Below are 17341 nucleotides of genomic sequence, written 5' to 3'. Positions count from 1 at the left end.
CTAGTTTAACTGGTATATAACTCGGTGCGTTTTTTTGTGGCTGCGCCGAGCGTTAACGCTGCGGCATCCAGCCTTGATCGATTGTGCTGTAGCGATCTTCATAGCCGCTCAGCTCGATAAGGGCGGGCTTGTCGAGAAGCTCGACACCGTTGTGATGACGTTCGATCAAGCCCCGTGCCTCGAGCGCTTTGAAGGTGCGGTTCACATAGGCCTGGGTCAGCCCGATTGCATCGCCGATGACTTCCTGGCTCAGCGGCATGCGGAACCAGTCCCCGTTTTCCGGCGCGGTGACCAGAATGCGCGAATGGATCTGCAACAGCATGTGTGACAGCCGTGCCTCGGCATCCAGCCGCGAGACCGCCGCCAACCGTTCCGTGAGGATGACGCTTTCAATCGCGCCAAAGGCAAAGAACAGCGCGGCGAGACGCGGTGAGGTTTCGAAGAGGTCGCGCAGCCCCGATTTGGGGAGCCGGCACAGTTCGACCTCGGTCGCGGTGATCAGGCTCGCGCGGGACATGGCGAGGGTGATGTCGGAGATGCCGATCACGTCGCCGGGGAAATGCAGCCCCTGAATATGGCGCCTCTCATTCTCGACATCCGATGCGGAATACAGCCAGCCGCGGCGCACGATGAACAGGATGTCGGCTTCCTCGCCGGGACGCCGGATGCGCTGGCGGGCGGGATAGGTGCGGCGATTGGTTTCAAGCCCTTCCAGATAGATCATGTCCTGTTCCGTCAGCTCGACATAATGCGAGATCTTCCGGTACAGACAGCTTCGTTTTTCTTTGGGGTGCATCTCGGGTTCCGCCCTTCGGCTCTGCTTCGGCGCGATCTGGGCCTCGCACCCAAAATGTCACACCACGCGGCAGAGCGCCACCGCCCGACGCGGCGCGACGGCGGGTCTCCTCTCAGGAAGGCTCTGAGCGCACTGCATTTCATTGCTGTGCCGGGCGCAGTGGCGGGCGTTGCAGGCAGGTTTACAGAGGCTGAAGGGAACCGGAAGGCGATTGTGGTGATTTGTCCCGCATGGCTGACCATCCTCATCTAGACCGTTTCGAACGTCTCGACCGCCTCTCCCGGCAGCTCGATACGATTTTCCGCATCCCCGGCACGAATTTCCGCGTCGGCTATGACGCCATCGCCAGCATCATTCCCGTGGTGGGCGACGCGGCCACAGCGCTGCCCGCGGCCTGGATCATGCTTGAGAGCTATCGCATGGGCCTGCCCAAGGGGAAGCTGATGCGTCAGGGGGTGAATGTCGCGGCAGACGCCGTGTTCGGCAGCATCCCCTTGCTCGGCACGCTGTTCGATGCGGGATTCAAATCGAACAGGCGCAATGTGGATATTCTGCGCAAGCATCTCGAGACCCTGCCCGGAGAGGCGCCGGCCCCGGATCCAGCGCCGGATGGCAGGATGATCGAGCGCGGCTGATCGGAGGCGCTCACGCCGCGCCTTTCGTCGTGCCAAATATTATTTCGGGATCATAAAGTTTGATCTCAAAATAATTTTCCGGTTATGCTTCTCTCGAGCGGCGCCGTCGCGGCGCGATTCGGAGAATGTGCAGCATGAAGATTACGGTCATCGGCGGGGGTCCGGGCGGGCTTTATCTCGCGTTGCTGACGAAAAAGGCGCGCCCTGACTGGGATATCGAAGTATTCGAGCGCAACCAGGCCGATGACACGTTTGGCTTCGGCGTGGTGTTTTCCGACGAAACGCTTGACGAGTTCCTCAACCGAGACAAGCCCGTCTTCGAGCGCATTCGCGACGAGTTCGCTTACTGGGATGACGTGGCGGTGCATTTCAAGGGACAGGAGATGCGCTGCGCCGGAAACGGCTTTTGCGGCACCTCGCGCCAGAAACTGCTGACCATCCTGCAAGAGCGCTGCGCCGAGCTTGGCGTCGCGATGACATTCGGGACAGAGATCAGGCCCGAAGAGCTGAAGACCCGTTTTGCCGATTCCGACGTCATCGTCGCATGCGACGGCGTCAATTCGGCAATCCGAGAGCATTACCGCGATTCCTTCCAGCCGAGCGTCGAATGGAAGTCCAATCGCTTCTGCTGGATGGGCTCCAGCCGCCCGATGGATGAGTTCAACTATTTCTTCCGCGAGACCCGGCATGGCCCGATGGTCGCCCATTGTTACCAATATCAGAAGGACCGCTCGACCTGGGTGTTCGAGATGGACGACGCGACCTGGCAGGCGCATGGCTTCAGCGAGGATGACGAGGAAGCTTCGCGTGCCAAGCTGGAAGACATCTTTGCGGATGAGCTTCAGGGGCATGGATTGCTGCTGAACCGGTCGAACTGGCGTCAGTTTCCGCGCGTCTTCTGCGAGAACTGGTTCGTGGACAATATCGTCATCCTCGGCGACGCGAAGGCCAGCGCGCATTTCTCGATCGGGTCGGGAACGAAACTGGCGATGGAATGTGCCATCGCGCTGTCCGATGCGCTTCTAGAACATGCTGAAACTGATGTTCAGGCGGCATTCCGCGCCTATGACGACGCGCGGCGCACACCCTGTCAGATCATTCAGCACAATGCGGACGTGTCTCTGTCCTGGTTCGAACATATGAACCGCTCCTGGGACATGGAGCCTTACCAGTTCGCCATGGTGGTGATGTGCCGCGCCAAGTCGATCACCTATGACAATCTTATCGTGCGCGATCCGGAATTCGTGCGGAAAGCCGATGACGAATGGTATGCGCGGCATCTGCGCGAGACCGGCGAGGATCTGCGCGAGACGCGGCCCACGCCGATGTTTTCCAGCTTCAAGCTGCGCGGGATGGAGGTGATGAACCGTGTCGTCATGTCCCCCATGGCGCAATACAGCGCCGATCCCGAGGGCAATCCGACCGACTGGCTCAAGGTGCATTATTGCGGCCACGCGACGGGCGGGATGGGGCTGATCTATACGGAAATGACCTGCCCCTCGGCCGATGCGCGGATCACGCAGGGCTGTCCGGGGATGTGGACCGACGAACATGAGCGGCGCTGGGCCGAGATCGTCGGGTTCATTCATGAACATACCGGTGCGAAGGTGGCGATGCAGCTTGGCCATGCCGGGCGCAAGGGCTCGACTCAGCTCGGCTGGCAGAAGATGGATCACCCGATCGCTGAGGACGATGCGAACTGGCCGCTGGTCTCGGCCTCTCCGATCCCGTGGTTCGAGGGCGAAAGCCAGGTTCCCGCCGAGCTGGATCGCGCCGGGATGGACCGGATCAAGGCGGACTTCGTGCAGGCGACCGAACGCGCCGCGCGGGCCGGTTTTGACATGGTCGAACTGCATTGCGCGCATGGCTATCTGCTGGCCTCGTTCCTGTCGCCGCTGACCAACCGGCGCGGCGACGAGTATGGCGGCAGCGTCGAAAACCGGCTGCGCTATCCGCTGGAGGTGTTCGCGGCGATGCGCGCCGTCTGGCCCGAGGATCGGCCGATGGCGGTCCGCGTCTCGGGGACGGACTGGAAGGAAGGCGGGCTGAGCGAGGAGGATCTCTTCGTCATAGCCGAGGCGTTTCGGGATGCGGGTTGTGATCTGATCGACGTGTCGGCAGGGCAGACCGTGCCGGATCAGCAGCCGGTCTATGGCCGCATGTTCCAGACCCATCTGGCCGAGGCTGTGCGCAACGTGCCCCGCATCGCGACCATGGCGGTCGGTGCGATCACCGAGGCGGCACAGGTCAACACGATCCTGCACACCCGCCGTGCCGATCTGGTCGCGGTGGGGCGCCCGCATCTCTGGAATCCGTTTTTCGCCAATCAGGCTGCCGCCTGGTATGGCGCGGTCAACAAGAAGGCCTGGCCCAAGCAATACGCCGCCGGCGCCGCACAGGCCTTCCGTGAGGCCGAGAAAAACCGCGAGAAATTGCTGGAGCTGCAACGCAAGGCCGCGCCGGGCCGGCATGCGAGGGGTGGCTCATGACTCTGGCAGGCAAAAAGGTGCTCGTGACCGGGGGTGGCACCGGCGTTGGCGCAGAGCTTGCGCGCAGCTTCGCGCGGCAAGGCGCGCAGGTGATCGTCGCCGGGCGACGCGCGGAACCTCTGGAGCGGCTCGTTGCCGAACAGCAGGGGCTGCGCGCGGTGCGGGCCGATGTGACCGACGAGGCGAGCGTGCGCGAGATGTTCGATGCCGCCGGTCCCTGCGATGTGGTGATTGCCAATGCGGGCGCTTCTGACAGCGCGCCGTTCCCGCGCGTCGATCTGGATCACTGGAATGCGATGCTGGCGGTGAATCTGACCGGCACCTTCCTCACCTTCCGCGAGGGGCTGTCGCGGATGCAGGGCTGGGGGCGGCTGATCGCCGTCGCCTCGACGGCGGGGCTGAAGGGCTATCGCTATGTCGCGCCCTATGCGGCGGCCAAGCACGGCGTTGTCGGGCTGGTCCGCAGTCTCGCGCTTGAAGTGGCGCGGCGCGACGTGACGGTGAACGCGCTGTGTCCGGGCTTTCTCGACACCGAGATGACCGAGCGTTCGGTTGCCAATATCATGGAAAAGACCGGCGCGGATCGTGACAAGGCTCTGGCCGCACTGACCGCCGGCAATCCTCAGGGCCGGCTGGTCCGGCCTGATGAGGTCAGCGCCGCTGCGCTGTGGCTGTGCGGCGCGGGCTCGGAAGCGATCAACGGACAGGCGATCGCGATTTCGGGGGGTGAGATATGATACGGCAACATCCGATTGCCAGCGACGGGAGGGCGACATGACCGAGATGGCGGGGCTTCAGCCGGAACATTTCCTTTGGGAATTGCGCGACCGCGTGGCAGTGGTGCGGCTGAACCGGCCGGAGCGCAAGAACCCGCTGACCTTCGAAAGCTATGCCGAGTTGCGCGACATGTTCCGCGACCTTGTCTATGCCAGCGATGTCGATGTCGTGGTATTCGCCTCGAATGGCGGAAATTTCTGCTCGGGCGGGGATGTGCATGAGATCATCGGCCCGCTGATCGACAAGGACATGAAGGGGTTGCTGGAATTCACCCGCATGACCGGAGATCTGGTCAAGGCGATGATCGGCTGCGGCAAGCCGATCATCTCGGCGGTGGACGGGATCTGCGTCGGCGCGGGGGCGATCATCGCGATGGCCTCGGATCTGCGATTGGCCAGCCACGCGGCGAAATGCGCCTTTCTGTTCACACGCGTCGGGCTCGCAGGGTGCGACATGGGCGCCTGTGCGATGCTGCCCCGGATCATCGGGCAGGGTCGCGCGGCAGAGCTGCTTTGTACCGGGCGGGTGATGAGCGCCGAGGAGGGCGAGGCCTGGGGTTTCTGGAACGCGCTGCATGACGCTGAGGCGCTTGAAGACGAAGCGATGAACCTTGCGCGACGCATCGCCTCCGGGCCGGTCTTTGCGCATGGCATCACCAAGACGCAGCTCAATCAGGAATGGAATATGAGCCTTGAGCAGGCCATCGAGGCAGAGGCGCAGGCGCAGGCGATCTGCATGCAGACGCAGGATTTCGGGCGGGCCTATCGCGCCTTTGTCGCGAAGGAAAAACCGGTATTCGAAGGGGATTGAGGCCGGAACCGGGGGCCAGCCCCCGGCCCCCCGGGATATTTGCATCAGGATGAGAGGGCGTGGCACAGGTGGCGGATCGGACATTTCTTGACTGGCCTTTCTTCGAAGACCGGCACCGGGCATTGGCCGAGGCGCTGGAAGGCTGGTGCGACACGAATCTTCCGGTGGATCATTCGGATCTGGACGCAGCCTGTCGCGATCTGGTGGCGGCGCTCGGGCAGGGCGGCTGGCTGACGCATTCGGGCGGCGACAATCTGGATGTGCGGACGCTCTGCCTGATCCGCGAGACTTTGGCGCGGCATGATGCGCTTGCCGATTTCGCTTTTGCGATGCAGGGGCTGGGCATGGGCGCGGTCAGCCTGTTCGGCTCTGATGCGCAAAGAGAGTGGCTCGAACGGACCCGCGCCGGCGAGGCGATTTCTGCCTTTGCGCTGACCGAACCGGGTTCGGGTTCCGATGTCGCCAATACCGCGACCACCGCCGAGCGGGTCGAGGGCGGCTATCGCCTGACCGGCGAGAAGACCTATATCTCGAATGGCGGGATCGCTGATCTCTACGTGATGTTCGCGCGCACCGGCGAGGCACCGGGGGCGAAGGGGCTGTCGGCCTTTCTGATGCCAGCCGACACGGAGGGGCTGAGCGTGGCCGAGCGGATCGACGTCATCGCGCCGCATCCGCTGGCCCGGTTGCGAATGGAGGGCGCGTTCCTGCCCGATGAGGCGCTGATCGGCAAGCCGGGCGACGGGTTCAAGCTGGCCATGTCGGTGCTGGACGTCTTCCGCCCGACCGTCGGCGCGGCGGCCCTGGGCATGGCGCGGCGTGCACTGGACGAGGCCATGGCGCGGGTCACGGAACGTCAGGTGCAGGGCGCGCCGCTGGCCTCGCTTCAGTTGGTGCAGGGGCATATCGCGGATATGGCGCTGAAGATCGATGCCGCCGCATTGCTGGTCTATCGCGCCGCCTGGACGAAGGATCAGGGCGCGCCCCGTGTCTCGCGCGAGGCGGCGATGGCGAAGCTTTATGCGACCGAGGCCGCGCAGGAGGTGATCGACGCCGCCGTGCAGCTTCATGGCGGTGACGGTGTGCGCCACGGTGAGAAGGTCGAGGAGCTGTATCGCGAGATCCGGGCGCTGCGCATTTATGAGGGCGCCAGCGACGTGCAGCGTCTGGTCATCGCCCGGAGCGTGCTCGGATGATCTATCGCCGCGAGATCCAGGTCGAGTTCAACCATTGCGACCCGGCGGGCATCGTCTTCTATCCGCGCTATTTCGAGATGACCAATTCGGTTGTCGAGAATTTCTTTGCCGAGGCGCTGAACTATCCGTTCCGGCGGATGCATATGGAAGAGGGCACCGGCGTCCCCACGGTCAGGATCGAGGCGGATTTTACCGCGCCATCGCGACTCGGCGATATTCTAATCTTCTCGCTTGAGGTGGAGCGGATCGGCGGCGCGAGCGCGACGCTCCTGCTGCGCGCTTCGGGGAGGGGCGAGGAGGGCGAGCGGCTCGCGGCGCGGATCACGCTCGTATGGGTGACGCGCGGGCGCGGCGCCACCGCCTGGCCCGAAGAGGTTCGCCAGAGAATGGAAACTTATCTCAGCTCGCCCATGGCCGGGTGAGCCGCCTTGCCCGGAACCGGGGGGCGCAGCACAGACGGATCGTTGAAGGGATGCCGCAAGGGGCAACGATCCGTGAAAGGGAGGACGAAAGATGGGGCGCAATTCGCCTTTGGGACCGACGGGTCATATGGACAGCTTCGCGCGGGACAATCTCCCGCCCGGGGAACTCTGGCCAGAGCTGAAGCTGGACGGGTTCAGCTATCCCGAATATCTCAATGCCGCGGTCGAGATGACGGACCGGATGGTCGAACAGGGACATGGGGACAGGACCGCTCTGATCGGCAACGGGCGGATGCGGACCTATAAGGAGCTCACCGACTGGACCAACCGCATCGCCCATTCGCTGGTCGAGGATTACGGCGTCAGGCCCGGCAACCGGGTGCTGATCCGATCGCCGAACAACCCGGCCATGGTCGCCTGCTGGCTGGCTGCGACCAAGGCGGGCGCGGTGGTGGTGAACACGATGCCGATGCTGCGCGCCGGAGAGCTGGGCAAGATCATCGACAAGGCGCAGGTGACCCACGCGCTTTGCGATACGCGGTTGATGGATGAGCTGACGAAGGCGGCGAAAAGCAGCACGGTTCTGGAAACGGTCGTCGGCTTCGATGGGACAGCCAATCACGATGCCGAGCTTGACCGTGCGGCGCTGACCAAGCCGGTGCAGTTCGATGCGGTGAAGACCGGGCGCGACGATGTGGCGCTGCTGGGCTTTACGTCTGGCACCACGGGCGAGCCGAAGGCGACGATGCATTTCCATCGCGACCTGCTGATCATTGCGGATGCCTATGCGCGCGAGGTGCTGGATGTGCAGCCCGAGGATATCTTTGTCGGCTCCCCGCCTCTGGCCTTTACCTTCGGGCTGGGCGGTCTGGCGATATTTCCGCTGCGTTTCGGGGCTGCGGCGGCGCTGCTGGAAACCGCGTCGCCCGCCAATATGATCGAGATCATCCAGACCCATCGCGCCACGATCTGCTTCACTGCGCCCACCGCTTATCGCGTGATGATGCAGGCGATGGAGGAGGGGGCGGACCTGTCCAGTCTTCGCATGGCCGTTTCTGCGGGAGAGACGCTGCCCGCGCCGGTTTATGAGGAATGGATCGACAAGACGGGCAAGCCGCTTTTGGACGGGATCGGCTCGACCGAGATGCTGCATATCTTTATCAGCAATCGGCTGGGCGACAGCAAGCCGGGCTGCACTGGCAAGCCTCTGCGCGGATATGAGGCGAAGGTAATCGGAGCTGACGGGGCCGAGCTGCCACGCGGTGAGATCGGCCGGCTGGCCGTGCGCGGGCCGGTGGGCTGCCGCTATATGTCCGATCCGGAGAAACAGGCGGAATATGTTCTCGACGGCTGGAACCTCACCGGCGACACCTTCACGCAGGACAAGGACGGCTATTTCCACTTTGCCGCGCGCAATGATGGGATCATCCTCTCTGCGGGCTATAACATCGCCGGGCCGGAGGTCGAGGCGGCGCTGCTGTCCCATGCCGATGTGCTCGAATGCGCGGTGGTCGGGGCCCCCGACGCCGAGCGCGGCCAGATCGTCGAGGCGCATGTCGTGATGCGCGAGGGTGCCGAAGCCGGCCCCGCCATGGCGAAAATCTTGCAAGATCACGTCAAGGCGGCAATCGCGCCGTATAAGTATCCCCGCCGCGTCATGTTTGTTGATACGCTGCCAAAGACGGAAAGCGGGAAGATCCAGCGTTTCCGGCTGCTTGAAGATCGGGACTGAAATCCCGCAAATGGAAGACACAGAACAAGACAACAGGGAGACGAGAATGAACATCCTCAGCAAAATGCAGTTGGCCACCGCCGCATCGGCGCTTCTTCTGGCGGGCGCCGCGAGCGCTGAACCCGTAAAGGTCGGCATGATCACAACGCTGTCCGGTGGCGGGGCCGGTCTGGGCATCGACACGCGCGACGGGTTCGAACTGGCACTGAAGAATGCCGGAGATGCAGCCGCCGAAATCGAGCTGATCATCGAGGATGACCAGCAGAAGCCGGATATCGCGGTGCAGATCGCCGACAAGATGATCCAGTCCGAACAGGTCGATTTGCTGACCGGGATCGTCTGGTCGAACCTTGCCATGGCGGTGGTGCCGGCGGCCGTGGCGCAGGGCAAGTTCTATCTCTCCACCAATGCCGCGCCGTCGCAGCTTGCCGGGCCGGGCTGCGATCCGAATTATTTCTCGGTCTCGTATCAGAACGACAATATGCACGAGGCGGCGGGCGCCTATGCGAGCCAGGAGGGCATCGCCAGCACCTTCATCATGGCGCCGAACTATCCGGCGGGGAAGGATTCACTGACCGGCTTCAAGCGCTTCTATGAGGGCGAGGTGACCGACGAGGTCTATACTCAGGTCGGGCAGACGGATTATGCGGGCGAGATCGCGCAGATCCGCAACAGCGATGCAGACGCGGTGTTCTTCTTCCTGCCCGGCGGGATGGGGATCGCCTTCATGAAGCAATATGCGGAATCGGGCGTCGACAAGCCGCTGATCGGGCCGGCCTTCAGCTTCAGCCAGGACATTCTGCCCGCAGCCGGTGATGCGGCGCTTGGTGTCATCAACACCGCGAACTGGTCTCGGGATCTCGACAATGACGCCAACACCAATTTCGTCGAGACGTTTCAGGCCGAATATGGAAGGCTGCCGTCGCTCTATGCGGCGCAGGGCTATGACACCGCCAACCTGCTGATATCGGCGATGGGCAAGGCAGATGTCTCGGATCAGGAGGCGTTCCGCGCGGCATTGAACGAAGCCGATTTCGACAGTGTGCGCGGCAAGTTCAGCTTTGGCCCGAACCAGCACCCGATCCAGGATTTCTACGTCCGCGAGGTGGTGAAGGATGGCGATGTGCTGACCAACAAGATCGTCAGCACCTCTCTGACCGATCATGCCGATGCCTATGTCGAACAGTGCCAGATGTAAGCCGGACCGGCGCGGGTCGTGCATGAGCATGGCCCGCGCCGCGCCGGATCGTCGTCCTCAAGGGAGAATGTCTTGCTTCTCGTGGCCGAGCAGGCGCTGAACGGCCTGCAATACGGAATGATGCTGTTCCTGATGGCAGCCGGGCTGACCCTCGTTTTCGGGGTGATGGGGCTGATCAATCTGGCCCATGGCTCGCTCTATATGATCGGCGCCTTCGCATGCGCCAGCGTGGCGGCGGCGACGGGCTGGTTCTCGCTCGGTCTGCTGGCGAGCCTGATCGCGGCGGCGGCGGCGGGCGCTCTGGTCGAAATGGTCGTCATCCGCAGGCTTTATGCGCGCGACCATCTGGATCAGGTGCTGGCGACCTTCGCGCTGATCCTTGTGTTCTCCGAAGGCACACGCTGGGTGTTCGGTTCCTTCCCGCTCTATCTCAACCTGCCCCCCGCGCTTCAGGGCGCGGTGACGCTGCCCGGCGGGCTGCAATACCCGCTGTTCCGGCTGGTCATCATCGCCGTGGGCGCGGCGGTGGCTGTGGGGCTTTGGCTGCTGATCACCCGCACCCGGCTTGGCATCCGTATCCGCGCCGGAGAGGCGGATCGCGAGATGATCGCGGCGCTTGGCGTCGATATCGTCGGGCTCTACACCATCGTCTTTGCGCTTGGCGCGGCGCTGGCGGGGCTGGCCGGCGCGCTTGTCGGCTCGATCCAGTCGGTTCAGGTCGGGATGGGAGAGCCGGTGCTGATCCTCGCCTTCGTCGTGGTGGTCATCGGCGGGATTGGCTCGATCAAGGGCGCGCTGATCGGGGCGCTTCTGGTCGGCATGACCGACACGCTCGGCAAGGCGCTGCTGCCCGGTTTCTTCGCGAATTTCATGGCGGAATCGAGCGCCAATGCCGTTGGCGCATCGCTGGCCTCGATGCTGATCTATATTCTCATGGCGATGGTGCTGATCCTGCGACCGCAGGGGCTCTTTGGGGCGAGGGCGTGACCATGCTGCCAGAGATGAACCGCGAGACGCTGGTCAACCTTGCCATCTTCCTGCTGCTGATCGCGGTCGCCATCATCGCGCAGCTGACCGGGCAGGCCTTTACCGTGACACTGGCCACCAAGGCGGCGATCTTTGCGCTGGCCGGGGTGGGGCTGAATCTGGCGCTCGGCTATGGCGGGCTGATCTCCTTCGGTCATGCGGCGTTTTTCGGTCTTGGCGGCTATGTCACCGGCATCCTCGCCAGCCATGCCAGCAACGGCACGCCGGTGATGACGCTCGGCTTCGAGATCATGGGCAGCAACAACATGCTGGTCATCTGGCCCGTGGCGATGATCGTCGCAGGGGTTGCCGCGCTGTTGATCGGGGCGCTGTCGCTGCGCACGTCGGGTGTGTATTTCATCATGGTCACGCTCGCCTTCGCGCAGATGATCTTTTACTTCGCCCTGAGCTGGTCGCGCTATGGCGGCGAGGATGGGCTGAGCTTCTATGTCCGGAACAACTTTCCGGGGCTGAACACGTTCGATCCGATCCAGTATTTCGCGATCTGCGCCACCCTGCTGGCGCTGGCGCTGATCTTTACCGGAATCGTGACCCGCTCGCGCTTCGGTCTGGCGCTTCAGGCGGCGCGGCAGAACCCGCAGCGCAGCTTTGCCGTTGGCATCCGGCCCTACGCGATCCGGCTGACCGCCTTCGTGCTTTCGGGGATGATCGTCGGGCTGGCGGGGGCGCTTTACGCCGATCTCAACCGCTTCGTCAGCCCGGCGATGCTGTCCTGGCATATGTCGGGCGAGATCATGGTCTTCGTGATCCTTGGCGGAGTCGGCCGGATCTGCGGTCCGGTCGCGGGCGCGGCGATCTATATCCTGCTGGAGCATCTGCTTGGCGGCATCAGCGAATACTGGCAGGCGCTGCTCGGGCTGCTGCTGCTGGTGATCGTCCTGTTCTCGCCCGGCGGGCTGATCGGCATCCTGACCGGGAGACGCCGCCATGCCTGAACGTCAGTCAGCCGAACCGGTCCTCGAAATCGAGGGGCTGCGCAAGAGCTTCGGCGCGCTTACCGCCACCGACGATGTCGATCTGACGTTGAACAGGGGCGAAATCCACGCGCTGATCGGGCCGAACGGGGCGGGGAAATCCACCCTCCTCAAGCAGATCACCGGTGAGCTGCGGCCCGATACCGGGCGCATCGCATTCGAGGGGCGGCCCATCGACCGGCTTGACGCGGCGGCGCGGGCGCGGCTTGGGCTGGCACGCAGCTTTCAGGTGTCGTCGGTGATCCCGGATTTTTCGGTCCTTCAGAATGTTGCGCTCGCCGTCGCCGGGGCGAGCGGGCGCGTCTTTCGCTTTCTGCGCCCGGCGCTTGCCGACCCCGCACTGACCGAACCGGCATTGCGGCATCTGGCGCGGGCAGGACTGTCCGATCGGGCCGGGATCGCGGCGGCCGAACTTTCGCATGGCGAGCGCCGCAAGCTCGAAATCGCAATGGCGCTTGCCCTGAAACCACGCGCCTTTCTTCTTGACGAACCCATGGCCGGGATGGGGCTTGAGGGCGGGCGTCAGCTGACCGGCATCCTCTCGGAGCTCAAGGCCGAGGCGCCGATCCTGCTGGTCGAACATGACATGGACGCGGTCTTCGCGCTGGCCGACCGGATTTCGGTTCTGGTGTATGGCCGGATCATCGCCACTGGCAGCGTCGCGGAGATCCGCGCCAACCCTGACGTGCGAAGCTCATATCTGGGGGAGGAAGCATGAGCGCGCTGCTGGAACTCGATCGCATCAACGCGTCCTACGGGGCGGTGCAGGCGCTGTTCGGCGTGTCGCTGACGCTGCGCGAGGGCGAGGTGGTGGCGCTGATGGGCCGCAACGGCATGGGCAAGACCACGACGATCCGCTGCATCAGCCGGCTGATGCCGCTGAGTTCCGGCAGGCTTTCTTTCGCGGGGCAGGATCTGACCGGGCTGAGCGCGCCGCGCGTTGCCCGGCTTGGCATCGGTCTGGTGCCCGAAGGACGGCGCTGCTTTGCGCCGCTAACCGTGTCGGAAAATCTGCTGGTTGCGGCCCGGCCCGGCCCCTGGGACATGGCGCGGGTCTGCCGCCTGTTTCCGCGGCTGGAAGAGCGGATGGGGCAGGTCTCTGCCACGCTTTCGGGCGGCGAGCAGCAGATGCTGGCCATCGGGCGCGCGCTGATGACCAATCCGCGCCTGCTGGTTCTGGACGAGGCGACCGAGGGGCTCGCCCCGGTGGTGCGCCAGGAAATCTGGTCCGGCGTGCGAGAGCTGAAGGAACAGGGGCTGTCGATCCTCCTGGTCGACAAATCCCTGCGCGAACTCTCGGCGGTGGCGGATCACGCGGTCATTCTGGAACGCGGCTGCTCGGTCTGGAGCGGAGAGATGTCGGCGCTCACCCCCGAGCTGACCGACAAGTATCTTGGCGTCTGAGGGCGGGTCGTCCCGGCCCGGCCTCAGGTGACCGCCTCGCGCGCGGTGTATTTCGGATCGGTCCACACTTCGCGGCGCAAACAATCCGCCATCACCTCAATCGCGTCGAAGAGATCGGTGAAGCGGAGATAATAGGGGGCGAGACCGAAGCGCATGATCCCCGGCTCGCGGAAATCGCCGATGACGCCCTGTTCGATCATGGCGCGAACAACCGGGTATCCATTTTCGAAATCGAAGGACACCTGACTGCCGCGCTCATCCGCGTCGCGCGGCGAGACGAGCCGCAGATTGCCGCAGTCTTGATGCTGCTCGACCAGCCGGATGAAGACGTCGCATAGCAGCTGGCTTTTGCGGCGTATCGCGGTAATATCCACGCCGTCGAACAGATCCATCGCAGCTTCGACACCTTTCAGCCCCAAAATCGACTGGGTGCCGCACAGAAAGCGCCGGATCCCGCCAACCGGTCGATAGCTGCTTTCAAATGCAAATGGCTCGGCATGGCCCCACCAGCCCGAAAGCGGCTGGCGCGCGCTGTCGTGATGCCGTTCTGCGACATAGATATAGGCCGGCGCGCCGGGTCCGCCGTTGATGTATTTGTAACTGCAGCCCACCGCGAAATCAGCCTCGATCGCGTCGAGTTCGATGGGCATCACACCGGCCGAATGACACAGGTCCCAGATGACCAACGCGCCGCTTTCATGGGCAAGCCGCGTGACCCGCGCCATATCGGTCAGCCGGCCCGTCCGGTAATCGACATTCGACAGCAGCACCGCCGCAACCTGATCGTCGATCAAATCGCCGAGATCGTCTCCATCCCGGCCGAGAAGCCGGGCGCTGTAATCCGCGCCCATCGCGCCCTCCATCATATAGAGGTCGGTCGGGAAGCTGCTTTGCTCTGATACGATCACCTTGCGATCCGGCCGCATCGCCATCGCTGCCCTCAGCGCCTTGTAGATATTGATCGAGGTGCCGTCGCAGACCACGACTTGACCCGGTGCTGCACCAATCAGCCGACCCAGCCGGTCGCCGAGCCGCTCGGGCAGGGTGAACCAATCCGCCTCTCCCCAACTTCGGATCAGACCATCGCCCCATTCCTGCTCGACCGTCTTCGACAACGTATTCACCGCGCCTTCGGGCAGAGCGCCGAGAGAGTTACCGTCGAGATAGATGACACCCTCCGGCAGGCGGAATTTTTCTCGCAACTCAGCAAGATCATCTTGCGCATCAAGCCTGGCGCAGTCCTCGCGGGTCATCATCGGTGCATCTCCTACGGTCGAGTCGAAAAAAACTTTACAAGAAATTCAGAATGGGTCAAGATTATATAAAATATTGATGACCCTATAATCTCCATGCCTCATTCCGCTTCGGAACAAATCCATCATGAACTCCGCGCCATGATCCTTGGCGGGCGTCTGCGCACGGGGCAGAGCCTGCGCGCCGCGGCTCTGCAAGAGCAGTTCGGTTTCGGGCTCACCCCGCTGCGCGAGGCGCTGAACCGGCTGCGCAGCGAACAGCTTGTCGTGGCGGCGCATCACCAGGGGTTTCAGGTCGCACCCACTTCTAGCGAGGATCTTGCCGATCTCGAGCGCACGCGCGGGCTGATCGAAGGTGAGATGCTTATCGAGTCGATGCGCGCAGGGGACGATGCCTGGGAAGGCGCCATCGTGGCGGCGCATTACCAGTTGGGAAAGCAGATCGCGCCGCATCATCGCGCCTCCGATGACGAGATAGACCGATGGGACAGTCGCCATGCGCAGTTTCATGAGGCGTTGCTGGCCGGTTGCCGTTCCCGTTGGCTGGCGCATATTGCGGCGTTGCTCGGCGCGCAGTTGCAGCGTTATCATCGCAACATATTGCGCGATGTGGCCGAGTTGGCGGCATCCAGCCCCGATCTTGCGCGCGAGGTCGATCAGACCCTCTCCGAGGTGACCGGCATGGATGCCCACACGAGATTGATGGAGAAGGTTCTGGCCCGCGACGAGGCGGCCGCCTCGGCAGAGTTGGCGGCGCATGTGCAGCTGAGTCTGAAAGCCTATCTCGGCTTCGGCCGCCATCTTCGCGCCGCCCGCGCCGCATAATCGGTATCAGGAAAGGACAGCCGCGATGACCTCTGACGACAAGCCGGACCGGATGCTGACACGCGGTGTCGAAGACAGTCTCGTGACCGAGTTCGCGCGCGAGAGGCGCAGCACCTATGGCGATTTCCTCGAACTCAAGACGCTGCTGAACATCCAGCACACGTTTCAGGACCCTGCCGAGCCGGATGAGATGCTGTTCATCATCATCCATCAGGTCAGCGAGCTGTGGCTGAAGCTGATGCATCACCAGCTGGTCGAGACGCGCCGCTTTCTTCAGCGTGACGAGATCGGTCCGGCGCTGAAGAATATCGACCGGATCAAGGCGATCCAGCGACAGCTCATCGCGGCATGGGAGACGCTGCTGACCATGACCCCGGCGGATTACCTGACGTTCCGCGACGCGCTTGGCAATTCCTCGGGCTTCCAGAGCTATGGCTATCGTCAGATCGAGTTCATTCTCGGAAACAAGGATGTCTCGACGCTTGCGGTCCACCGCCACGATCCCGAGGTGATGGAGGCGCTGAACGCGGCCCTCACCAAGCCGTCGCTTTACGATGAGGTGATCAAGCTGCTGGCGCGGCAAGGATTCGATGTGCCCGACGACCTGCTGGAGCGGAATTTCTCGGAACCCTATTCCGGCGATCCGCGCATCGTCGCGATCTGGGTCGAGATCTATCGCGATACGGACAGATATTGGGATCTCTATGCGCTTGGCGAAAAGCTGATGGATGTGGAAACGCTCTTTCAACGCTGGCGCTTCGATCATGCGACCGCGGTCGAGAGGGTGATCGGGATGCAGCCGGGCACGGGCGGTTCCAGCGGCGTGGCCTTCCTGAAAAAGGCGCTCGAACTGAAATTCTTCCACGATCTTTACGACCTGCGCACCGCCCTGGTGCAGAGGCCGGAGGGCGGGGCATGAATTATCGTGGCTTTACACGCGACGAGTTGCAGCGGGAATATTCGCCCAGCGCCATGATCGGGGGTCATCTGCAACCCTATCTGGAGGCATACGCGGCACTGAGCGCGCAGGCGCGGGCCACGTGCGAGGTTCGGGAGAATCTGCGCTATGGCACGGCGCCGGAACATGTGCTCGACCTCTTTCCCGCGCCGCAGCAAGGCGCGCCGCTGCATGTGTTTATTCATGGCGGCTATTGGCAGGCGCTGAGCCAGCGGGAATCTTGTGGCATGGCACCGGCAATCCTTGCGAACGGGCAGGGCTTTGCGACGCTCAACTATACATTGGCTCCCGCGGCGCGGCTTGATCAGATGGTCGAGGAGTGCCGCGACGCGCTGATCTTCCTGGCGCGCAACGCCGCCGATCTGGGCTTCGATCCGGCGCGGGTCACAGTCTCGGGGCACAGCGCCGGGGCGCATCTGGCCGCGATGGTTCTCAGCCGTCATGGCTCGGCGCTTGTCGAGGCGGGCCTGACTGTCACCGATGCCATCCTCATCAGCGGGGTCTACGATCTTGAACCGATTGCCGAGATGTCGGTCAATGAACCGCTGCAATTGACGGCGGACGAGATAGAGACCCTGTCGCCGCTTCGGCTGCCCGCCCCGTCGGGGACACGCCTTCGCGTCACCGTGGCCGAGCGCGATACGCCGGAATTCATCCGCCAGAGCCGCAGCTATGCAGAGCATCTGCGCCGGGCGAGGGTGGACGTATTGTTCGATCTCCAGGCCGGACTCCATCATTACGACATCATCATGACCCCCGGCAGCTTCATCGCCGGCCCAACTTAGCCCGGAGGCACGCCGCGGCGAAATCAAGCGCTGAAATCCA

The 17341-nt window shown here is 63.4% G+C and carries 17 protein-coding genes; 15 read left to right on the top strand and 2 right to left on the bottom strand.

All coding sequences use genetic code 11. The features are described from left to right. Positions 1–52 precede the first annotated feature (52 nt). Positions 53–796 (bottom strand): Crp/Fnr family transcriptional regulator, encoded by a 744-nt coding sequence (locus PAF18_RS09175; protein ID WP_271115454.1) that lies wholly within the window; start codon positions 794–796, stop codon positions 53–55. Between the two features lie 230 nt (positions 797–1026). On the opposite strand from PAF18_RS09175, the gene PAF18_RS09170 reads away from it, so the two are divergent. From PAF18_RS09170 to PAF18_RS09115, 12 genes are all read left to right on the top strand, one after another. Next, positions 1027–1431, top strand: coding sequence for a DUF4112 domain-containing protein (locus tag PAF18_RS09170; protein WP_271115453.1), 405 nt, complete (start codon positions 1027–1029; stop codon positions 1429–1431). Positions 1432–1565: 134 nt separating this feature from the next. Beyond that, on the top strand, positions 1566–3920 hold the full coding sequence (locus tag PAF18_RS09165; RefSeq protein ID WP_271115452.1) for an oxidoreductase: 2355 nt from the start codon (positions 1566–1568) through the stop codon (positions 3918–3920). Then, on the top strand, positions 3917–4657 hold the full coding sequence (locus tag PAF18_RS09160) for an SDR family NAD(P)-dependent oxidoreductase (RefSeq protein WP_271115451.1): 741 nt from the start codon (positions 3917–3919) through the stop codon (positions 4655–4657). The genes PAF18_RS09165 and PAF18_RS09160 overlap by 4 nt, the downstream gene beginning before the upstream one ends. A 37-nt stretch (positions 4658–4694) precedes the next feature. Continuing rightward, the gene (locus PAF18_RS09155) at positions 4695–5507 is read left to right on the top strand and encodes an enoyl-CoA hydratase family protein (RefSeq protein ID WP_271115450.1); all 813 of its coding nucleotides are present in this window, start codon (positions 4695–4697) and stop codon (positions 5505–5507) included. A 68-nt stretch (positions 5508–5575) separates the two neighbouring features. Beyond that, a complete protein-coding gene (locus tag PAF18_RS09150; RefSeq protein ID WP_271118091.1) occupies positions 5576–6703 on the top strand; it encodes an acyl-CoA dehydrogenase family protein in 1128 nt (375 codons plus the stop codon). Beyond that, complete coding sequence (locus PAF18_RS09145) at positions 6700–7125, top strand: acyl-CoA thioesterase (RefSeq protein WP_271115449.1); 426 nt, start codon at positions 6700–6702, stop codon at positions 7123–7125. Before PAF18_RS09150 ends, PAF18_RS09145 begins: the two co-directional genes overlap by 4 nt. A gap of 91 nt (positions 7126–7216) precedes the next feature. Next, positions 7217–8857 (top strand): AMP-binding protein, encoded by a 1641-nt coding sequence (locus tag PAF18_RS09140; RefSeq protein ID WP_271115448.1) that lies wholly within the window; start codon positions 7217–7219, stop codon positions 8855–8857. A 46-nt stretch (positions 8858–8903) separates the two neighbouring features. Continuing rightward, positions 8904–10055, top strand: coding sequence for an ABC transporter substrate-binding protein (locus PAF18_RS09135; RefSeq protein ID WP_271115447.1), 1152 nt, complete (start codon positions 8904–8906; stop codon positions 10053–10055). Positions 10056–10127: 72 nt separating this feature from the next. Then, positions 10128–11042 (top strand): branched-chain amino acid ABC transporter permease, encoded by a 915-nt coding sequence (locus PAF18_RS09130; RefSeq protein WP_271115446.1) that lies wholly within the window; start codon positions 10128–10130, stop codon positions 11040–11042. Positions 11043–11056: 14 nt separating this feature from the next. Then, positions 11057–12037 carry a branched-chain amino acid ABC transporter permease gene (locus tag PAF18_RS09125; protein WP_271118090.1) on the top strand — a complete coding sequence of 327 codons (981 nt, stop codon included), beginning with the start codon at positions 11057–11059 and terminating at the stop codon, positions 12035–12037. Next, positions 12030–12794 carry an ABC transporter ATP-binding protein gene (locus PAF18_RS09120; RefSeq protein WP_271115445.1) on the top strand — a complete coding sequence of 255 codons (765 nt, stop codon included), beginning with the start codon at positions 12030–12032 and terminating at the stop codon, positions 12792–12794. The genes PAF18_RS09125 and PAF18_RS09120 overlap by 8 nt, the downstream gene beginning before the upstream one ends. Continuing rightward, complete coding sequence (locus tag PAF18_RS09115) at positions 12791–13480, top strand: ABC transporter ATP-binding protein (RefSeq protein ID WP_271115444.1); 690 nt, start codon at positions 12791–12793, stop codon at positions 13478–13480. Before PAF18_RS09120 ends, PAF18_RS09115 begins: the two co-directional genes overlap by 4 nt. Positions 13481–13503: 23 nt before the next feature. Here PAF18_RS09115 and kynU read toward each other — a convergent pair whose 3' ends face one another. Beyond that, a complete protein-coding gene (gene kynU / locus PAF18_RS09110; protein WP_271115443.1) occupies positions 13504–14736 on the bottom strand; it encodes a kynureninase in 1233 nt (410 codons plus the stop codon). Between the two features lie 93 nt (positions 14737–14829). Here kynU and PAF18_RS09105 point away from each other — a divergent pair, with 93 nt between their 5' ends. From PAF18_RS09105 to PAF18_RS09095, 3 genes are read left to right on the top strand one after another with little or no spacing between them, the layout of a single operon-like run. After that, entirely contained in the window at positions 14830–15558 is a 729-nt protein-coding gene (locus PAF18_RS09105; RefSeq protein ID WP_271115442.1) for a GntR family transcriptional regulator, read from the top strand. A gap of 25 nt (positions 15559–15583) precedes the next feature. Next, positions 15584–16477: a tryptophan 2,3-dioxygenase gene (locus tag PAF18_RS09100; RefSeq protein ID WP_271115441.1), complete on the top strand. Its 894-nt coding sequence runs from the start codon at positions 15584–15586 to the stop codon at positions 16475–16477. Then, on the top strand, positions 16474–17301 hold the full coding sequence (locus PAF18_RS09095; RefSeq protein ID WP_271115440.1) for an alpha/beta hydrolase: 828 nt from the start codon (positions 16474–16476) through the stop codon (positions 17299–17301). Before PAF18_RS09100 ends, PAF18_RS09095 begins: the two co-directional genes overlap by 4 nt. The last annotated feature ends 40 nt before the right edge of the window (positions 17302–17341 follow it).

The sequence above is a fragment of the Paracoccus sediminicola genome, from assembly GCF_027912835.1.
In the GTDB taxonomy this organism is placed as follows: domain Bacteria; phylum Pseudomonadota; class Alphaproteobacteria; order Rhodobacterales; family Rhodobacteraceae; genus Paracoccus; species Paracoccus sediminicola.
The sequence above is the reverse complement of the archived record's forward strand: the minus strand, read 5'-3'. Positions and strand labels throughout refer to the sequence as shown.

Excerpts from the sequence above, each read along its gene's own strand:
- PAF18_RS09145 (WP_271115449.1), top strand. The coding sequence starts at position 6,700 with ATGATCTATCGCCGCGAGATCCAGGTCGAGTTCAACCATTGCGACCCG.
- PAF18_RS09155 (WP_271115450.1), top strand. The coding sequence starts at position 4,695 with ATGACCGAGATGGCGGGGCTTCAGCCGGAACATTTCCTTTGGGAATTG.
- PAF18_RS09175 (WP_271115454.1), bottom strand. The coding sequence starts at position 796 with ATGCACCCCAAAGAAAAACGAAGCTGTCTGTACCGGAAGATCTCGCAT.
- PAF18_RS09120 (WP_271115445.1), top strand. The coding sequence starts at position 12,030 with ATGCCTGAACGTCAGTCAGCCGAACCGGTCCTCGAAATCGAGGGGCTG.
- PAF18_RS09170 (WP_271115453.1), top strand. The coding sequence starts at position 1,027 with ATGGCTGACCATCCTCATCTAGACCGTTTCGAACGTCTCGACCGCCTC.
- PAF18_RS09165 (WP_271115452.1), top strand. The coding sequence starts at position 1,566 with ATGAAGATTACGGTCATCGGCGGGGGTCCGGGCGGGCTTTATCTCGCG.
- PAF18_RS09140 (WP_271115448.1), top strand. The coding sequence starts at position 7,217 with ATGGGGCGCAATTCGCCTTTGGGACCGACGGGTCATATGGACAGCTTC.
- PAF18_RS09135 (WP_271115447.1), top strand. The coding sequence starts at position 8,904 with ATGAACATCCTCAGCAAAATGCAGTTGGCCACCGCCGCATCGGCGCTT.
- PAF18_RS09160 (WP_271115451.1), top strand. The coding sequence starts at position 3,917 with ATGACTCTGGCAGGCAAAAAGGTGCTCGTGACCGGGGGTGGCACCGGC.
- PAF18_RS09100 (WP_271115441.1), top strand. The coding sequence starts at position 15,584 with ATGACCTCTGACGACAAGCCGGACCGGATGCTGACACGCGGTGTCGAA.
- PAF18_RS09095 (WP_271115440.1), top strand. The coding sequence starts at position 16,474 with ATGAATTATCGTGGCTTTACACGCGACGAGTTGCAGCGGGAATATTCG.
- PAF18_RS09115 (WP_271115444.1), top strand. The coding sequence starts at position 12,791 with ATGAGCGCGCTGCTGGAACTCGATCGCATCAACGCGTCCTACGGGGCG.
- PAF18_RS09105 (WP_271115442.1), top strand. The coding sequence starts at position 14,830 with ATGCCTCATTCCGCTTCGGAACAAATCCATCATGAACTCCGCGCCATG.
- PAF18_RS09125 (WP_271118090.1), top strand. The coding sequence starts at position 11,057 with ATGAACCGCGAGACGCTGGTCAACCTTGCCATCTTCCTGCTGCTGATC.
- kynU (WP_271115443.1), bottom strand. The coding sequence starts at position 14,736 with ATGATGACCCGCGAGGACTGCGCCAGGCTTGATGCGCAAGATGATCTT.